We start from the raw sequence: 16,099 nt of genomic DNA, 5'->3' as shown, positions 1-16,099 counted from the left end.
CCAGGCCCGGGACGACAGTCTCGCATGATGCTCGGGGTTAGTCAGTGTCGACGAAGGTCGTGTAGGGGGGGCCTACAATCGCGGCGGCAGGGTTTTCTGGCGCAGGATGTAGATTGTCACCAGCACCGCACTGGTCAGCATGAATCCACGTGCCCAGGGCAATGGCACCAGGTAACAGGACAGACCGATGCTCAACCACATCAGGCCGATGGCGTACACCTTGCCCTTGAGCGGGATGCCGTTGCCATCCAGATAATCCCGAATCCAGGGGCCCAGGCGCGGATGGTTGACCAGCCAGTGGTAGAAACGCGGTGAGCTGCGGGCAAAGCAGCCGGCAGCCAATAACAGGAAGGGGGTGGTTGGCAAGACCGGCAGGAAGATCCCGATCACCCCGAGTGTGACGCTCAACCAGCCAATGGCCAGCAGTGCGTAGCGCACAATCGGGGAACGGTTGCCCATGGGCGCCACGGGCGGGGGACTCAGTGGTGGCGAGGCTTGAGGATCGCCGGTTTTTCGTCGGGGGCGTTGCACAGCAGGTACAGGGCGGTCAGTGCTTCCGGGATCTGTACGATCATGTCGTCCATCAGGTTGGCATCGCTGGCGATATCGGCGAACTCAGGTTGGTCGTCGAACAGACCGGAACCGACCATGATCGGCAGCAGCATTTCGCTGACTTCTTCTTCGGCGGTTTCGAACCAGGCCGCTTCGCGCAGGAACACGCCTTCCATGAAACCGATGCACCAGCCGCGCAGGTCGGAGTCATCCGGCTCCTCGCCGAGGTCGAGGTCGCATGGCAGCTCGAATTCTTCATCGGACGCCAGTTGGCGGGAGATGTGGGCCTTGAGCTGGACCAGGGTTTCTTCGATTTCGGTGCGCTGGGCCTCGTCCTTGTAATGAGGTTCTTCGGCGAACAGCGCGTCGATCCATTCGCGATCAGGTACCGGCTCCGAGCAGATCGACAGCGCGGTCAGGTAGCCGTGGGCGGCCACATAGTCCAGCGCCTCGTCATGCAGCTCATCGGCATCGAGGAAGGCTTGCAGGCGGTTTAGTTGCTCAGCGAAGGACATTGAAAGACTACCTTGGGAATAAACGATGCTGAATTCTAGGCTTTCTTGAGCGTGCAGGCCAGCCGCACTGCATATTTGCAAGGTTTTCAGATGGGCCGCTATTCGTCAGTGGCGCCCTTTGCCGCAGAGTGCTCGGGTATACTGCCGCGTTTTGTGATGCCCCTGCAGGCCGGAGGTGGTTGCGGGAAAAGTTCGCTTACGGATTATTTTCCGGCCGGGCGCGCTTTTTCAACCAGCCTGTACAGAGGGATTTCGGTGGAATTTGGAGTTTTTCATGCTTGAACAGGCTCAACGCGTCCTCAAGGACATCTTCGGCTACGACAGCTTTCGTGGCCGCCAGGGTGCGATCATTGAGCGCGTGGCCAGCGGTGGTGATGCGCTGGTCCTGATGCCTACCGGTGGCGGCAAGTCGTTGTGCTTCCAGGTGCCTGCATTGTTGCGCGAAGGGCTGGCAGTGGTGGTCTCGCCGTTGATCGCGCTGATGGACGATCAAGTGGCTACCCTGGAAGAACTGGGTGTCGCCGCCGCTGCATTGAACTCGACCCTGAGCGCCGAACAGCAACGCGACCTGGCCGCGCGGATCCGCCGTGGTGAAGTGAAGATGCTCTACCTGGCGCCCGAGCGCCTGGTGCAGCCGCGGATGCTGGCGTTTTTGCAGAGCCTGGAAATCTCCCTGTTCGCCATCGACGAGGCCCACTGCGTGTCCCAATGGGGTCACGATTTCCGGCGTGAATACCTGCAACTGGGGCAACTGGCCGAACTGTTCCCCAATGTGCCGCGCATCGCCCTGACTGCCACGGCCGACAAGCGCACCCGCGAAGAAATCGTCGAGCGCCTGCACCTGCAGAATGCCGAGCGTTTTCTCTCCAGCTTCGACCGTCCCAATATCTTTTATCGCATCGTACCCAAGGAGCAGCCGCGCAAGCAGTTGCTGGCGTTCCTTTCGGAGCGGCGCAGCGATGCCGGCATTGTCTACTGCCTGTCGCGCAAGAAGGTCGATGAAGTGGCCGCGTTCCTCTGTGAGCAGGGCTATCCCGCATTGCCGTATCACGCCGGCCTGCCCAACGAGTTGCGGGCCTATCATCAGAAGCGCTTCCTCAACGAGGAGGGCCTGATCATGGTGGCGACCATTGCGTTTGGCATGGGCATCGACAAGTCCAACGTGCGCTTTGTCGCGCACATGGACCTGCCCAAGTCTCTTGAAGCGTACTACCAGGAAACCGGGCGTGCCGGCCGTGATGGCCTGCCGGCGGACGCGTGGATGGTCTACGGCCTGCAGGATGTGGTGATGCTCAAGCAGATGCTGCAGAACTCCGAAGGCGATGAGCGCCACAAGCGCCTGGAGCAGCACAAGCTCGATGCCATGCTGTCGCTGTGTGAAGAAACCCGCTGCCGTCGCCAGACCCTGCTCGCGTATTTCGACGAAGACATGCCCCAGCCGTGCGGGCATTGCGATAACTGCGTGGACGGCGTGCAGACCTGGGATGCCACCGAGCCGGCGCGCCAGGGCCTGTCGGCGATCTTCCGTACCGGCCAGCGTTATGGTGTTGGTCATCTGGTCGATGTGCTGCTGGGCAAGGACAACGAAAAAATCCGCAGCTTTGGTCACCAGCACCTGTCGGTGTATGGCGTGGGCAAGGCGCGTGCCGAAGGCGAATGGCGCTCGCTGTTCCGCCAGATGGTGGCCCGTGGCCTGGTGGATATCGACCTCGAAGGCTATGGCGGCTTGCGCCTGAACGACAGTTGCCGGCCACTGCTCAAGGGCGAGGTCAGCCTGGAGTTGCGCCGCGACCTCAAGCCGCAGACCACTGCCAAGTCCAACAGCACCAGCCAGGCCAGCCAACTGGTGCGTGGCGAAGAACGCGAACAGTGGGAAGCCCTGCGTGCATTGCGCCGCAAGCTGGCGCAAGAGCACAGCGTGCCGCCTTACGTCATCTTCCCCGACTCCACCTTGCTGGAGATGTTGCGCGAGCAGCCCACCACCATGGCCGAAATGGCCAGGGTCAGTGGTGTTGGCGCGCGCAAGCTGGAGCGTTATGGCCAGGCCTTCCTGGAAGTCCTTGGCGGCCAGGCCGAGGCGCCGAAGGAAGTCGCCGATATCCGCCACGAGCTGATCAGCCTGGCCCGTGCCGGTATGACACCGATCCAGATTGCGGGGCAGTTGCAGTGCTCGGAAAAGAACGTCTACACCTTGCTGGCCGAGTCCATCGGCAAGCAGCAACTGTCACTGGAGCAGGCCCTCGACTTGCCGGAAGACTTGCTCGGTGAAATCCAGGACGCGTTTCTCGACGGCGAAGGCGAATTACCACCTGTTTCCGATATAGCGCCGCTGTTTACCGGCCGGGTGCCCGAGGGCGTTTTGTACTGCGTACGGGCCGCTTTGCAGTCGGAATTCGAGATTTGATGCGTCAATTACGACAATGTAACGAATCAGTACATTGCAAACCTTGCCTACTGTCATGGGTCATGCTTAGCTGACTAATAATTAGCCACACTTTATTTTCAGTCTAACCCATGAGTTTTTTATGCCGTTAACCGATCAACACCGTTTTGGCATGCAGCTGGCGCAAATGTCCCGTGGCTGGCGCGCCGAACTGGATCGCCGCCTGGCGGGGCTGGGTTTGTCCCAGGCACGCTGGCTGGTACTGCTGCATCTTGCCCGCTTTGAAGAAGCGCCGACCCAGCGCGAATTGGCACAGAGTGTCGGGGTGGAAGGGCCCACATTGGCGCGTTTGCTCGATAGCCTGGAAGGCCAGGGCCTGGTGCAACGCCAGGCTGTGGTGGAAGACCGGCGTGCCAAGCGCATTGTACTGTGTGATACCGCACGGCCATTGATCGAGCAGATCGAGACGATTGCTACTGCCTTGCGCCAGGAACTGTTCGTCGGTGTTGATGAAGAGGATATGCGGGTGTGCATGCGGGTGCACGGGCACATCCTGGCTAATCTGGAAAAGACCTGAGCCGACTACGCCGCTGATCAAAATGTGGGAGCAAGCCCGCTCCCACACAAGTTCGCTCCACATTGGTCAAGGGCTGTTTTAGAAGGTCTGGCCGAGGTTCAGGTACACCGCCTTCTGATTGTCATCATTAAACCCATAGCTGAAATTCAACGGCCCCAGCGGCGTATCGAACCCGAGGAAGATGCTCGCGGCATTGATGTAGCCACTGTCGAATTCATTGTCGTTGTTCCACGCCCGCCCGCGTTCCAGGGAGGCGCCCAGGTACAGTGGGAAATCCAGTGGCAAGTACGAACGTGGGGTCAGGCGGCGGTAGTAGACGGCGCGCATCAGGCTGATGTTCTGCCCGGAAATCGCATCCTGGCGGAACCCTGACAGTTGTCGCGCACCACCCAGCAGGAAGCTGGAGATCACCACGTCCGAATCGTCCAGAGTGCGCCCATAGCGCCCGCCCAGCACCAGGGTGTCCGGACCGTGGCTCATGGCCTTGTCCAGCTTGAGCTCCCATTGCCGGTAGCGCTGGTCAGAGCCCAGGCCCGGTTCGAACTCACGGTAGGCCAGGCCAATATCCTCACCCGTGTGGGGGAAGTACACGTTGTCCAGGGAGTCGAACGAGTACTTGAGCTCATAGAAGCCCTCGCTGAAGCTCACACTTGGCAAGTCGCGGTCGCCGATGCGCACATCGGCCTTGCCCCAGGCTTCGCCGACGCCGAAGCGAATTTCGCCGTTGTTACCAATCTGTCGGCCGACGTTCAGGCCAAAACCATAGCGTTCCAGACGGTATTCGGAGATCGGATCGTTATCCAGGATCAGTTCGACGTTTTGCGCCTGGGCGCTGATATAGGGCGCGACGAAATAGCGTGAGCCGGTATCCATCGGCTGATAGAACTCGCTGTACAGCTCCTGGCGATCACCGATCTGCACCCGTGTCAGCCATTCGGCACCGAGGCGGTTGATGCCATTGACGCGGTAGCTGGCGCCAAGGTTGAAGGCACTGTCACCGCGCATATCATCGGACAGGTTGAGCCCCAGGCGCAGGTAGTCGGTGCCGCTGCGTTTACCGCGCGCGCTGATGACCAGGGTGTTGTCCGGACCTTTCTTCACTACCCGGTATTGCACCTGTTCGAAGTAATCCAGGCCGTACAGGGTGCCCATGTCCGATTGCAGGCGGGCCAGGTTCAGCGGTTCGCCGATCGGCTGGCGGATGTAGTAGCGGATCACGTCGTCGCCGACTTTCGAGTCGTTCTCCACCCTGATCGCGGTCACTATCGGGTTACGTTGGCCGGGCGTGCGGGCGGCGGTCAGTTCGGCATCCACTGAGCCTGTGGGGCGCAGGCGTGCCAGGCGGGTATCCAGCGCGCGGGTGGCGCGGTAGCCGGCGTCGATCATGTCCTCGGCGCGGCCAAAGTCGGTCACGCCATAAGCGGCCAATGGCGGCTGGATCAGCACGTCGCCGGGCTGCAGGGCCTTGAGTTGTTCTTCGGAGTTCTTGCGGGTCATCAGGGTGATGGATTGGTTGAGTACGTCCACCACCGTCGCCAGTTGCTTGCGGCTGCGCAGCGGCGTGCCGATATCCACCACGATGGCGATATCGACCCCCATCTCCCGCGCCACATCCAGGGGGATGTTGTCGGTCATGCCGCCGTCCACCAGCAGGCGGCCGTCCAGCTCCACCGGGGCGAACACCGCTGGGATCGACATGCTGGCGCGAATCACCTGGGGCAGGTGGCCTTTGCGAAACACCACTTTTTCGCCACTGGTGATATCGGTGGCCACGGCGCGAAAGGGGATTGGCAGTTTGTCGAAGTCGCGGGTGTCGCTGCTGTGGGCGAACATGCTTTCGAGCAACAGCGCCAGGTTCTGGCCCTGGATCACGCCCAGGGGCAGGCCGAGGCTGCCATCGTCGCGAAAGCTCAGCTTCTGCTTGATCAGGAAGTCCCGATCATCCTGCTTGCGCCGGAACGGTACGTCTTCCCTGGGCGGGGCATCGGACAATGCCAGTTGCCAGTCGATGCTCAGTGCGAGCTTTTCCAGTTCGTCGATCTTGTAGCCTGACGCATAGAGCCCGCCAATCACCGCGCCCATGCTGGTGCCGGCAATGGCGTCGATGTGAATACCTTGCTCCTCCAGGGCCTTGAGCACACCAATGTGCGCCAGGCCACGGGCGGCGCCGCCGGAGAGCACCAGGCCGATCTTCGGGCGTGGTGCTTCAACGGCTTGGGCAAGGAGAGGGAGCAGGCACAGCAGCAGGCAGGACAACAGGCGGCGCATCATCAATCTCGGGGCTGGACGGCAAAGGTCGGTATTATAGCCATCCGATTCCCCTGTCTCGTCATCTCAGGAGTTCTTCATTTTATGTCTGCGTCCAAGCCCGAGATTGTTATCACCTATTGCACCCAGTGCCAGTGGCTGCTGCGCGCCGCGTGGCTGGCCCAGGAACTGCTGAGCACGTTTGCTGACGACCTCGGCAAAGTGGCACTGGAACCGGCGACCGGCGGGGCATTTCGGATTACCTGTGACGGCGTGCAGATCTGGGAGCGCAAGGCCGATGGCGGGTTCCCGGAGGCCAAGGTGCTCAAGCAACGGGTGCGCGACCAGATTGATCCGCAGCGCGACCTGGGCCACAACGATCGCGTGCAGTAAAAGGCACTGCCGGCGCTGGGCCGGCAGTGACGGGCGGTTTATTTGGCCGCCATCTTGTTTTTGATCCAGCCGACGACAAACGTCAACACCAGGCCGCCCACGCCCCCGCCGACGATATTGCTGCCGACGGCGGCAATATCCAGCGCGCCCCCGGCGGGCATGCCAGTGATGGCTGCGAGGATCTGCCCCAGCACCAGGCCGCCGACGCCGCCGACCACGGTATTGAGCCCGGAGCCCAGGCCTTGCTTGCTCAGGCCAGCGATATTGCCGCCGACTGCGCCACTGATGATCTGAATGATCAGGGTGATGAACATGTCCATGGTGAAACTCCTGCGTAACGTTAGGGGAGTGACCACTCGCATGCAGCAACTTCAAGGACCACGGCTGTCGTCGAGGAGTCTGTATCCGTTGAACGACTGCTGACTGTTGCGGATACAAAAAGTATAGATCAGGCCACGACTGCCGGCTGTTTGGCCTTGGCGGGGCGCCTCATCAGGCCGGAGACGACGATGGCGGCAATGATCAGCGTGCCGCCGAGCAGCATGCGCAAGGTCGGGTTTTCGCCAAACAGCAACCAGGCCACGGTGATGCCGTACACCGGCTCCATGGCGAACACCACCGCCGCGGTGCGTGCCTTGAGCACTTTGAGGCTGGCGACAAACAGGCTGTGGGCCAGGCCGGTACAGAACACCCCCAGCAGACCGATCCACAGCCAGTCCAGGGCGCGCACTTCGCTGAGACCGGGTGCGGCAACGGGCAATAGGCACAGCGCCACCACCACGTTCTGGCACAGTGCGGCCTGTACCGGCGGGATGCTGCCGCTGGCCCGGTTGTTCAACGACAGCAGCGAGAACAACAGACCGGAGGCCACGGCCCAGATCAGGCCGCTGGTGGCCTGGCTGGCGAGGTCGAAGTCCGGGGTGACCAGCACCAGGCCGATGCTGACCAGCACCACCAGCACCATTTCATTGGCGCGGATCCGCTCGCGGAAGATCAACCCTTCGAGAATCACGGTGAACGCCGGGAACGTGGCAAAACCCAACGTTGCAATCGCCACGCCGGCCACTTTCACCGCAATAAAGAAACTCACCCAATGCCCGGCCAGCAGCAAGCCGCTGAGCAGCAGGCGTCGCAGGTCGGCGCTGTAGAGTTTTTGCCACGGCGTGCTGCTGGCAAAGCGCGCGAACAGCGCCAGGGCGAGCACTGCGAAAGCGGCGCGACCAAACACGATAATGCTCGGCGAGGCGGCGGCGAGCTTGCCGAAGACGCCGGTGAGGCCAAACATCAATGCACCAATATGCAAGGCGCCGAGGGCAGTGCGCGGAGTCATGACAGTCCTTAAAACAGTAAACAGGCAGGCATCCAGTCTAGAGCGGCGTGCGCTGGGGTGTCTGTCGTGGGAATCGCCGGTTTTATCGCAGGACTAGCGCCCGTTGTCGAGCCGACGCAGGGCTCCGGGAGAGTGGCCGAACGCACGCAAGACAGCGGCAGCAAATGCGCTTTGCGAGCCATAGCCGACCTGCGCAGCGATCTCGCCAATCGGCAGGAGGGTGTCGCGCAGCAGCCCACGGGCCATTTGCAGGCGACGGGTGCGAATATAGTCCATGGGCGTCAGCCCGCATTCGGCGATAAAACGTGCATGGAGGCGGGCGACGGAGATATCTGCCAGGCGCGCCAGATCCGCGACTTGCAGCGGGTAGGCTGCATGCCGGTCGATATGGGCGTTGAATGCGCCATAGGGCAGGCGTCGTGCCCCTTGCTGGGCGGGCGATTGGCCATTGAGGGTTGCCAGCAGCAAGACCGCGCCTTGCTGGGCGATCAATGGGTCGTCCAGTGTGCTACCCGCCAGCCAGTTGACCAATTGGCCTTGCCGGGTATCCAGTGTCACCCGTTGCGGTTGATCCAGCAGGCGCCGGCTGGCATCCGCGTGTTCGCCCAAAGATTGCACCAGCCAGTGTTCGTCGGGCACATCCAGCACCAGGCATTGGCTGCCCCGGGGGCTGCCACAGCTGTGATGGGTGGAGAAGGGCAGGACCATCACCCCTTGCGGGCGGATTTCGCCGCCGATGCCTTCCACCTCGAAATCCAGGCAGCCGGCCAGGCCGAACACCAGTTGCGCATGGTCGTGGCTATGGGCAATCAGATCATGGGTGTAATGGCGTAGCGTGAGGGTCGGTCTCATCGCAATCTCCCGGGCAGGCCGGCAGTTTACACCGAGCGATGAGTGGCAGGCGCTGTCATCTGACTGACGCAAGACTGTCATGGGCTATTAATTGCCCGGGAGCAAGCTGGCGAAAACACCCTTGAGGTATGCCCATGACCAGCGCCGAGCTCGCCAAACCCAGCCGCAAGCAACGGGTTCGTACCCTGTGGATCTCCGACGTGCACCTGGGCACCCGGGATTGCCAGGCCGAACACCTGTCGCAGTTCCTCAAGGGCTACCACGCCGACAAGGTGTACCTGGTGGGCGATATCATCGACGGCTGGAAAATGCGCGGCGGCATGTATTGGCCCCAGGCCCATACCAATGTGATCCGCCGCCTGCTGACCATGAGCAAGCGCGGCACCGAGGTGATCTACGTCACCGGTAACCACGACGAGTTCCTGCGCCGCTATTCAAAGCTGATCCTGGGCAATATCCAGTTGGTCGACGAAGCGGTGCATGTGACCGCCGATGGCCGGCATCTGCTGGTGATCCACGGCGACCAGTTCGACGTGATCACCCGTTACCACCGCTGGCTGGCGTTTCTTGGCGACTCTGCCTACGAATTCACCCTGACCCTCAACCGCTGGCTGAACCACTGGCGGGCGCGCTACGGCTACGGTTACTGGTCGCTGTCGGCGTACCTCAAGCACAAAGTGAAAACTGCGGTGAGCTTTATCAGTGACTTCGAGGAAGCCATCGCCCATGAAGTGACCAAGCGCGAGTTGCACGGCGTGGTGTGCGGGCATATCCACCACGCGGAGATTCGCAAGGTGGGCGAGGTGGACTACCTCAACTGCGGGGATTGGGTGGAATCGTGCACGGCATTGATCGAGCACTGGGATGGGCATATCGAGCTGTATCGACTGGCGGATGCCCAGGCCAAAGAGGCGCAGGTCAAGGCCGAGATGGTAGCGGGCTAAAGATCGCCTCGGTCAAAAAATGTGGGAGCGGCGGTGCGACGATTCGACTTGCTCGCGAATGCGGTGGGTCAGTGATGGATAGGTTGACTGATACACCGCACTCGCGAGCAAGCCCGCTCCCACATTTGATTCGGTTTCGTCAGTTGCGGCACACGTCTGCAATGGCCTCGGCCAGCAGACCCAGGCGCGTCTCATCAATCCCGGCGACGTTGGCCCGTCCGGAGTTGACCATGTACACGCTGTGTTTTTCCCGCAGCTGTTTCACCTGTTCGGCGCTGAGGCCGGTGTAGGAAAACATCCCGCGCTGCACGCCGACATGGGCAAAACGCTCGGCCAATCCATGGGGCACCAGCGCTTCTACCAACCCCGAACGCAACTGCGCGATGCGCGAGCGCATGCCTTCGACTTCTGCGCTCCAGAGCTGTTTGAGCTCGGCGTCACCCAAGATGGTGGCGACTACCGCCGCACCATGGTCCGGTGGGGTCGACCACAGGTTACGCGCGATAAACGCCAGTTGGCTGCGCACATCCAGCAGTTTCTCGGCATCGTGGGCGCAGACAATCAGCGAGCCTACGCGGTCGCTGTACAAGCCAAAGTTCTTCGAGCAAGAGCTGGTGATCAGTACTTCGGGCAGCTCATCGGCAAACAAGCGCACGGCCCACGCGTCCTGCTCCAGGCCGTCGCCAAAGCCCTGGTAGGCGAAGTCGATCAGCGGCAGCAGTTGGCGCTCGCGTACGATCTGCAGCACCTGGCGCCAGTCATCCTGGGACAGGTCGAAACCGGTAGGGTTGTGGCAGCAGGCGTGCAGCAGCACCACGTCACCCTCGGGCACGGTGGCCAGGGTGGCGAGCATGGCTGGCACGTCCAGGCGGTTGTCACTGCCCACGTATGGGTAGTGGCTGACCTTGAGCCCGGCCTTGGCGAAGATGGTTTCGTGGATCGGCCACGTCGGGTTGCTCAACCACACGCCACGGCCGGGCAGGCTGTGGGCGATAAAGTCGGCGCTCAGGCGCAGGGCGCCGGTGCCGCCAGGGGTTTGCGTGGCGCCAGCGCGTTGTGCCTTGAGCAGCGCGGAGCCGGCGCCCAGCACCAGTTCACTGACCAGTCGGCCGAAAGCCGGGTCGCCATGGCCACCGATATAGGTCTTGGTGGTTTGCTGCTCGACCAGGCGCTGCTCGGCGCGTTTCACCGCCTGCAGGATCGGGGTCAGGCCCTGGGCATCTTTATAGACACCCACGCCGAGGTCGAATTTTTGCGGGTTGGTGTCCTTGGCGTAGGACTCCATCAGCCCGAGGATCGGATCCCCAGGCACCCGGCCAATCGCGGCGAAATGCATCACTTGCGGCCCTCGGCATCCTTGGCCACTTCGTCGGTGCGTGCGGCCATGATGAAGTCGTTGCGGTGCAGGCCCTTGATGGAGTGGCTCCACCAGGTCACGGTGACTTTGCCCCATTCGGTCAGCAGGCCCGGATGGTGGCCTTCGGCCTCGGAGATCTCGCCCATGGCGTTGGTAAAGGCCAGGGCGAATTTGAAGTTCTTGAACAGGAATACTTTTTCCAGCTGCATCACGCCGTCGCGCACTTCGATGTTCCAGTCGGGGATCTGCTTGATCAACACCGGCAGTTCTTCGTCGCTGACTTGTGGGGCGTCGGCGCGGCAGGCTTCGCAATGGGCTTGGTTCAAGGTGGTCATAAAGGTGTTCCTGAAATCGAGTATGTGGAATTCGGTTGCCAGTGGCGTCACCCTAAAGCAACGCGCGGCCAGGGAACAGACTCACCTGGCCTTTAAAGTGGCAGTTCAAGCCGCCTTGGGCTTTGGGGGAAACTTCGGCGCGTGCAACCCCAACTGCATGCCGCGCTCGACCATGCCCATGATGTCTTCCTGCGCCACTTCGAACAGGCGCTTGAGGTTGGGCAGGGCGAAATACAGCGGCTGCAGGATGTCGATGCGATACGGCGTGCGCATCGCTTCCAGCGGGTCGAAGGCTTGGTGCTCGGGCTCGTCCGACAGGCAGTACACCGTCTCCTTGGGCGAAGACAGAATGCCGCCACCGTAGATGCGCCGGCCTTGCGGCGTGTCCACCAGGCCGAACTCAATGGTCATCCAGTACAGGCGCGCCAGGTACACCCGTTGCTCCTTGGTGGCCGCGAGGCCGAGCTTGCCGTAGGTGTGGGTGAATTCGGCGAACCAGGGGTTGGTCAGCAGTGGGCAGTGGCCGAAGATCTCGTGGAAAATATCCGGTTCTTGCAGGTAATCCAGTTCTTCGCGGGTACGAATAAAGGTCGCCACCGGAAACTGCTTGTTGGCCAGCAATTCAAAGAAAGTCTGGAAGGGAATCAGCGCCGGCACCCGCGCCACTTGCCAGCCGGTGGTCTCGGCCAGCACTTTGTTGATCTCCGCCAGTTGCGGAATACGGTCATGGGGCAGGCCGAGCTTGTCGATGCCGTCCAGGTATTCCTGGCAGGCGCGACCCTCGATCACTTTCAGCTGGCGAGTGATCAGGGTGTTCCACACCGCATGTTCTTCGGGCGGGTAGTGGATAAAACCTTGCGCATCGGGCTCGCGGGCCACGTATTGCGTCTGCTTCATACGGCTCTCCTGCTAGGCATTCGTTCTTGTTATGTCCTGCTATGGGCTTATTGATACTCCGCCTGGCCATGGATTCCACCTGCCTCCAAGGGAAGACTGTAGGAAAAAACGGCGATTTTTGTAAAGTATTCGTTACGGTTTTGCCGTTGCGCACGCTACATTGCGATTTGTCGGTTTGAAAAGGTCGGTACCTGTCACATAATCTTGACGACTATCTGCGTCTGGCGACAAAAAGACGCAGCCCGATCAGCCCTCCTACAACAAACCGGGCCTTTACATGCGTATCAAAGTGCATTGCCAGAACCGCATCGGCATCCTGCGGGACATCCTCAACCTGCTGGTGGAGTACGGCGTCAACGTCGCCAAGGGCGAGGTCGGTGGCGAGCACGGCAATGCCATTTACCTGTATTGCCCGAATCTGGTGAACATGCAGTTCCAGGCCCTGCGCCCGCAATTCGAGGCGATTGCCGGGGTATTTGGCGTCAAGCGGGTAGGGCTGATGCCCAGCGAGCGTCGGCATATGGAGCTCAACGCCTTGCTGGGTGCGTTGGAATTCCCTGTGTTGTCCATCGACATGGGCGGCTCGATTGTCGCGGCCAACCGGGCGGCGGCGCAGCTGCTCGGGGTGCGCGTGGATGAAGTGCCGGGCATTCCTTTGTCGCGCTACGCCGAGGACTTCGACCTGCCGGAACTGGTGCGCGCGAGCAAGTCGCGGATCAATGGCTTGCGGGTCAAGGTCAAGGGCGATGTATTCCTGGCCGATATCGCGCCGTTGCAATCTTCCGAGCATGACGACAGCGAAGCCATGGCTGGCGCCGTGTTGACCTTGCACCGCGCCGACCGCGTCGGCGAGCGTATCTACAATGTGCGCAAGCAGGAACTGCGCGGTTTCGACAGCATTTTCCAAAGCTCCAAAGTGATGGCGGCGGTGGTACGTGAAGCCCGGCGCATGGCACCCCTCGATGCGCCGCTGTTAATAGAAGGTGAAACCGGCACCGGCAAGGAACTGCTGGCGCGCGCCTGTCACCTGGCCAGCCCGCGTGGGCAGTCGCCGTTGATGGCGCTCAATTGCGCAGGTTTACCGGAGTCGATGGCCGAGACCGAACTGTTCGGCTACGGCCCCGGTGCGTTTGAAGGGGCGCGTGCAGAAGGTAAGCTCGGGCTGTTGGAGCTGACGGCGGGCGGTACGTTGTTTCTCGATGGCGTGGGCGAAATGAGCGCGCGGTTGCAGGTGAAGTTGCTGCGCTTTCTGCAGGACGGCTGCTTCCGCCGTGTAGGCAGCGATGAAGAGGTTTACCTGGATGTGCGGGTGATCTGCGCGACCCAGGTGGACTTGTCGGAGCTGTGTGCCCGCGGGGAGTTTCGCCAGGACCTGTATCACCGGCTCAATGTGTTGTCGTTGCATATCCCGCCGCTGCGCGAATGCCTCGACGGTTTGCCGCCGCTAGTCGAACACTTTATCGACCAGGCCAGCCGCTTGATTGGCTGCCCATTGCCCAAGCTGGCACCGGCGGCCATGGAGCGCCTCAGTCACTACCATTGGCCGGGCAATGTGCGGCAGTTGGAGAACGTGCTGTTCCAGGCGGTTTCGCTGTGTGAGGGCGGCACGATCAAGGCCGAGCATATTCGCTTGCCGGACTATGGCGTGCGCCAACCGCTTGGCGATTTTTCCCTTGAGGGAGGCCTGGAGGAGATTGTCGGGCGGTTTGAGAAAGCGGTGCTGGAAAGCCTGTATGCCGAGCATCCCAGCAGTCGCTTGCTGGGCAAGCGTCTGGGGGTTTCCCACACCACCATCGCCAACAAATTGCGCGATTACGCAGTGCTCAAGGCCGACAAATAACCCGCTGACACAACGGGATTAAAAATGTGGGAGCGGCGGTGCGACGATTCGACTTGCTCGCTCCCACAATGGATCTGTGTCCATGCCAGGGCCGGTGCTTGCCGCAAGCGGCAGAACTCCGCCGTTTTTCCGACTCTCCCCCATCCGCGCAGCAATGCGCAATACCGCCCAACCCCTTGCCCCTCCTGCCTTTCCCCGACTTTTAAAAAGTTGGTGCGCAAATTGCTAAAGACTCCTCAGTACATCGGTGGGCGGCAAACGTCCGTCAGTAAGAGGAATGAGCGTGGACAAGTACCTTTATGTGGCAATGACCGGCGCCAGCCAGAACGCACTGGCGCAGAAGGCTCATGCCAACAATCTGGCGAACATTTCCACCAACGGTTTTCAGCGTGACCTGGAACAGGCCCGCTCGATGCCGGTGTTTGGTGACAGCTTTCCGGCGCGGGCGTTTGCCCTGACCGAGCGGCCGGGCACTGATTTTTCCCCTGGCTCGATGGTCGAGACCGGTCGTGACCTGGACGTTGCCGTCGGCGGCGATGGCTGGATCGCGGTACAGACCCCCGATGGTGGCGAAGCCTACGTGCGCACCGCCAGCATGAATATCGATGCGCTCGGCGTACTGCGGGCCGGCAACGGCATGCCGATCATGGGCAATGGCGGGCCGATTTCCGTGCCGCCCGAGCAGAAGGTCGAAGTCGGCGAAGACGGCACCATCAGCATCCGCGCCATGGGCGAAGGCCCGCGGGTGATGGCTGAAGTGGACCGCATCAAGCTGGTCAAGCCGGACCTGGCCAACATGGTCAAAGGCCTGGACGGCGCGATCCACACCAAGGACGGCCAGCCAGCGGTGGCCGATGCCAGCGTCAAGGTGAATTCGGGCTTTTTGCAGTCGAGCAACGTCAATGCCGTCGAAGAAATGACCGCGGTGCTGGCCCTGTCCAAGCAGTTCGAATTGCACGTGAAAATGATGAACAGCGCCAAAGAAGACGACCAGGCCATGACCCGCGTCATGCAGATGAGCTGATTGCAGCGCCACTGAATACCAATTTCGTAACGCGGCGCCAACAAACAGGCGCACGAAGGAGAACAGCATGCTTCCGGCTCTATGGGTTGCCAAAACCGGTCTGTCCGCCCAGGACACCAACCTGACCGTCATCTCCAACAACCTGGCGAACGTTTCGACCACGGGCTTCAAACGTGATCGCGCCGAGTTCCAGGACCTGCTCTATCAGATCAAGCGCCAGCCGGGTGCGCAGTCGACCCAGGACAGCGAATTGCCGTCGGGCCTGCAAGTGGGTACCGGTGTGTCCATCGTCGGCACCCAGAAGAACTTCACCGCCGGCAACCTGCAGCAGACCGGGCAGCCGCTGGACATGGCGATCAATGGCCGTGGTTTCTTCCAGATACTGCAACCGGATGGCACTACCTCCTACACCCGTGACGGTACTTTCCACCTGGACTCCAACGGCCAGGTCGTGACCGCCAATGGCTTTGCCCTGGAGCCGGCGATTGTCGTGCCCAACGATGCCCAGACCTTCACGGTCGGCGCCGACGGCACCGTGTCCATCACCATCGCCGGCAACCCGGCGTCGCAAGTGATCGGCAACCTGCAGACCGCTGACTTCATCAACCCGGCCGGCCTGCAAGCCACCGGCAACAACCTGTTCCTGGAAACCGCCGCCAGCGGCGCACCGCAAGTCGGCACCCCGGGCCTCAACGGGTTTGGCACCACCCTGCAAAGCACCCTGGAAACCTCCAACGTCAGCACGGTGGAAGAGATGGTCAACATGATCACCACCCAGCGCGCCTACGAGATGAACTCCAAGGTGATTTCCACCGCCGACCAGATGCTTTCGTTCGTTACGCAGAATCTGTAA

At 61.4% G+C, this 16,099-nt stretch carries 16 protein-coding genes; 7 read left to right on the top strand and 9 right to left on the bottom strand.

Going from position 1 to position 16,099, the window contains the following annotated elements:
• Positions 1 to 72: 72 nt before the first annotated feature.
• Complete coding sequence (locus FJD34_RS12150) at positions 73 to 459, bottom strand: YbaN family protein (protein ID WP_065944058.1); 387 nt, start codon at positions 457 to 459, stop codon at positions 73 to 75.
• 20 nt (positions 460 to 479) lie between these two features.
• Complete coding sequence (locus tag FJD34_RS12145; RefSeq protein WP_032857069.1) at positions 480 to 1,067, bottom strand: YecA/YgfB family protein; 588 nt, start codon at positions 1,065 to 1,067, stop codon at positions 480 to 482.
• 274 nt (positions 1,068 to 1,341) lie between these two features.
• On the opposite strand from FJD34_RS12145, the gene recQ reads away from it, so the two are divergent.
• Together recQ and FJD34_RS12135 are read left to right on the top strand one after the other, a co-directional pair.
• Complete coding sequence (gene recQ / locus FJD34_RS12140) at positions 1,342 to 3,471, top strand: DNA helicase RecQ (protein ID WP_032857071.1); 2,130 nt, start codon at positions 1,342 to 1,344, stop codon at positions 3,469 to 3,471.
• Between the two features lie 121 nt (positions 3,472 to 3,592).
• The gene (locus FJD34_RS12135) at positions 3,593 to 4,027 is read left to right on the top strand and encodes a MarR family transcriptional regulator (RefSeq protein WP_032857073.1); all 435 of its coding nucleotides are present in this window, start codon (positions 3,593 to 3,595) and stop codon (positions 4,025 to 4,027) included.
• Between the two features lie 78 nt (positions 4,028 to 4,105).
• Here the strand turns inward: FJD34_RS12135 and FJD34_RS12130 are convergent, their stop codons facing one another.
• Entirely contained in the window at positions 4,106 to 6,295 is a 2,190-nt protein-coding gene (locus FJD34_RS12130) for a patatin-like phospholipase family protein (protein ID WP_032857075.1), read from the bottom strand.
• 84 nt (positions 6,296 to 6,379) lie between these two features.
• Between FJD34_RS12130 and FJD34_RS12125 the strand changes: the two genes are divergently transcribed.
• Positions 6,380 to 6,667 carry an Rdx family protein gene (locus FJD34_RS12125; RefSeq protein ID WP_032857076.1) on the top strand — a complete coding sequence of 96 codons (288 nt, stop codon included), beginning with the start codon at positions 6,380 to 6,382 and terminating at the stop codon, positions 6,665 to 6,667.
• A 38-nt stretch (positions 6,668 to 6,705) separates the two neighbouring features.
• Here the strand turns inward: FJD34_RS12125 and FJD34_RS12120 are convergent, their stop codons facing one another.
• The 3 genes from FJD34_RS12120 to FJD34_RS12110 all read right to left on the bottom strand — a co-directional run bounded on the left by FJD34_RS12120 (position 6,706) and on the right by FJD34_RS12110 (position 8,849).
• The gene (locus tag FJD34_RS12120) at positions 6,706 to 6,987 is read right to left on the bottom strand and encodes a hypothetical protein (RefSeq protein WP_032857078.1); all 282 of its coding nucleotides are present in this window, start codon (positions 6,985 to 6,987) and stop codon (positions 6,706 to 6,708) included.
• Between the two features lie 128 nt (positions 6,988 to 7,115).
• Entirely contained in the window at positions 7,116 to 7,997 is an 882-nt protein-coding gene (locus tag FJD34_RS12115) for a DMT family transporter (RefSeq protein ID WP_090290662.1), read from the bottom strand.
• A gap of 93 nt (positions 7,998 to 8,090) precedes the next feature.
• On the bottom strand, positions 8,091 to 8,849 hold the full coding sequence (locus FJD34_RS12110; protein WP_032857081.1) for a helix-turn-helix transcriptional regulator: 759 nt from the start codon (positions 8,847 to 8,849) through the stop codon (positions 8,091 to 8,093).
• Between the two features lie 134 nt (positions 8,850 to 8,983).
• Between FJD34_RS12110 and FJD34_RS12105 the strand changes: the two genes are divergently transcribed.
• The gene (locus FJD34_RS12105; RefSeq protein WP_032857082.1) at positions 8,984 to 9,793 is read left to right on the top strand and encodes a UDP-2,3-diacylglucosamine diphosphatase; all 810 of its coding nucleotides are present in this window, start codon (positions 8,984 to 8,986) and stop codon (positions 9,791 to 9,793) included.
• A 139-nt stretch (positions 9,794 to 9,932) separates the two neighbouring features.
• Here FJD34_RS12105 and FJD34_RS12100 read toward each other — a convergent pair whose 3' ends face one another.
• The 3 genes from FJD34_RS12100 to phhA form a co-directional block, all read right to left on the bottom strand.
• Positions 9,933 to 11,132, bottom strand: coding sequence for an amino acid aminotransferase (locus FJD34_RS12100; protein ID WP_162276346.1), 1,200 nt, complete (start codon positions 11,130 to 11,132; stop codon positions 9,933 to 9,935).
• Positions 11,129 to 11,485, bottom strand: a complete 357-nt coding sequence (locus tag FJD34_RS12095; RefSeq protein WP_017134918.1) for a 4a-hydroxytetrahydrobiopterin dehydratase — start codon at positions 11,483 to 11,485, stop codon at positions 11,129 to 11,131. Before FJD34_RS12095 ends, FJD34_RS12100 begins: the two co-directional genes overlap by 4 nt.
• 105 nt (positions 11,486 to 11,590) lie before the next feature.
• Positions 11,591 to 12,382 carry a phenylalanine 4-monooxygenase gene (gene phhA, locus FJD34_RS12090; protein WP_032858996.1) on the bottom strand — a complete coding sequence of 264 codons (792 nt, stop codon included), beginning with the start codon at positions 12,380 to 12,382 and terminating at the stop codon, positions 11,591 to 11,593.
• Positions 12,383 to 12,659: 277 nt separating this feature from the next.
• Between phhA and FJD34_RS12085 the strand changes: the two genes are divergently transcribed.
• The 3 genes from FJD34_RS12085 (at position 12,660) to flgG (ending at position 16,099) form a co-directional block, all read left to right on the top strand.
• Complete coding sequence (locus FJD34_RS12085; RefSeq protein ID WP_029292472.1) at positions 12,660 to 14,222, top strand: sigma-54-dependent phenylalanine hydroxylase transcriptional regulator PhhR; 1,563 nt, start codon at positions 12,660 to 12,662, stop codon at positions 14,220 to 14,222.
• Between the two features lie 283 nt (positions 14,223 to 14,505).
• Positions 14,506 to 15,246, top strand: coding sequence for a flagellar basal body rod protein FlgF (locus FJD34_RS12080; protein ID WP_032859644.1), 741 nt, complete (start codon positions 14,506 to 14,508; stop codon positions 15,244 to 15,246).
• 67 nt (positions 15,247 to 15,313) lie between these two features.
• Positions 15,314 to 16,099, top strand: coding sequence for a flagellar basal-body rod protein FlgG (flgG, locus tag FJD34_RS12075; protein WP_032858999.1), 786 nt, complete (start codon positions 15,314 to 15,316; stop codon positions 16,097 to 16,099).

Source organism: Pseudomonas brenneri, assembly GCF_007858285.1.
GTDB classification, from domain to species: Bacteria; Pseudomonadota; Gammaproteobacteria; order Pseudomonadales; family Pseudomonadaceae; genus Aquipseudomonas; species Aquipseudomonas brenneri.
This window is presented reverse-complemented; position numbering and strand designations above follow the sequence as displayed.

Bases quoted from the DNA above. Each gene is read 5' to 3' on its own strand.
- FJD34_RS12150 (WP_065944058.1), bottom strand. From the start codon at position 459: ATGGGCAACCGTTCCCCGATTGTGCGCTACGCACTGCTGGCCATTGGC.
- FJD34_RS12145 (WP_032857069.1), bottom strand. From the start codon at position 1,067: ATGTCCTTCGCTGAGCAACTAAACCGCCTGCAAGCCTTCCTCGATGCC.
- recQ (WP_032857071.1), top strand. From the start codon at position 1,342: ATGCTTGAACAGGCTCAACGCGTCCTCAAGGACATCTTCGGCTACGAC.
- FJD34_RS12135 (WP_032857073.1), top strand. From the start codon at position 3,593: ATGCCGTTAACCGATCAACACCGTTTTGGCATGCAGCTGGCGCAAATG.
- FJD34_RS12130 (WP_032857075.1), bottom strand. From the start codon at position 6,295: ATGCGCCGCCTGTTGTCCTGCCTGCTGCTGTGCCTGCTCCCTCTCCTT.
- FJD34_RS12125 (WP_032857076.1), top strand. From the start codon at position 6,380: ATGTCTGCGTCCAAGCCCGAGATTGTTATCACCTATTGCACCCAGTGC.
- FJD34_RS12120 (WP_032857078.1), bottom strand. From the start codon at position 6,987: ATGGACATGTTCATCACCCTGATCATTCAGATCATCAGTGGCGCAGTC.
- FJD34_RS12115 (WP_090290662.1), bottom strand. From the start codon at position 7,997: ATGACTCCGCGCACTGCCCTCGGCGCCTTGCATATTGGTGCATTGATG.
- FJD34_RS12110 (WP_032857081.1), bottom strand. From the start codon at position 8,849: ATGAGACCGACCCTCACGCTACGCCATTACACCCATGATCTGATTGCC.
- FJD34_RS12105 (WP_032857082.1), top strand. From the start codon at position 8,984: ATGACCAGCGCCGAGCTCGCCAAACCCAGCCGCAAGCAACGGGTTCGT.
- FJD34_RS12095 (WP_017134918.1), bottom strand. From the start codon at position 11,485: ATGACCACCTTGAACCAAGCCCATTGCGAAGCCTGCCGCGCCGACGCC.
- phhA (WP_032858996.1), bottom strand. From the start codon at position 12,382: ATGAAGCAGACGCAATACGTGGCCCGCGAGCCCGATGCGCAAGGTTTT.
- FJD34_RS12085 (WP_029292472.1), top strand. From the start codon at position 12,660: ATGCGTATCAAAGTGCATTGCCAGAACCGCATCGGCATCCTGCGGGAC.
- flgG (WP_032858999.1), top strand. From the start codon at position 15,314: ATGCTTCCGGCTCTATGGGTTGCCAAAACCGGTCTGTCCGCCCAGGAC.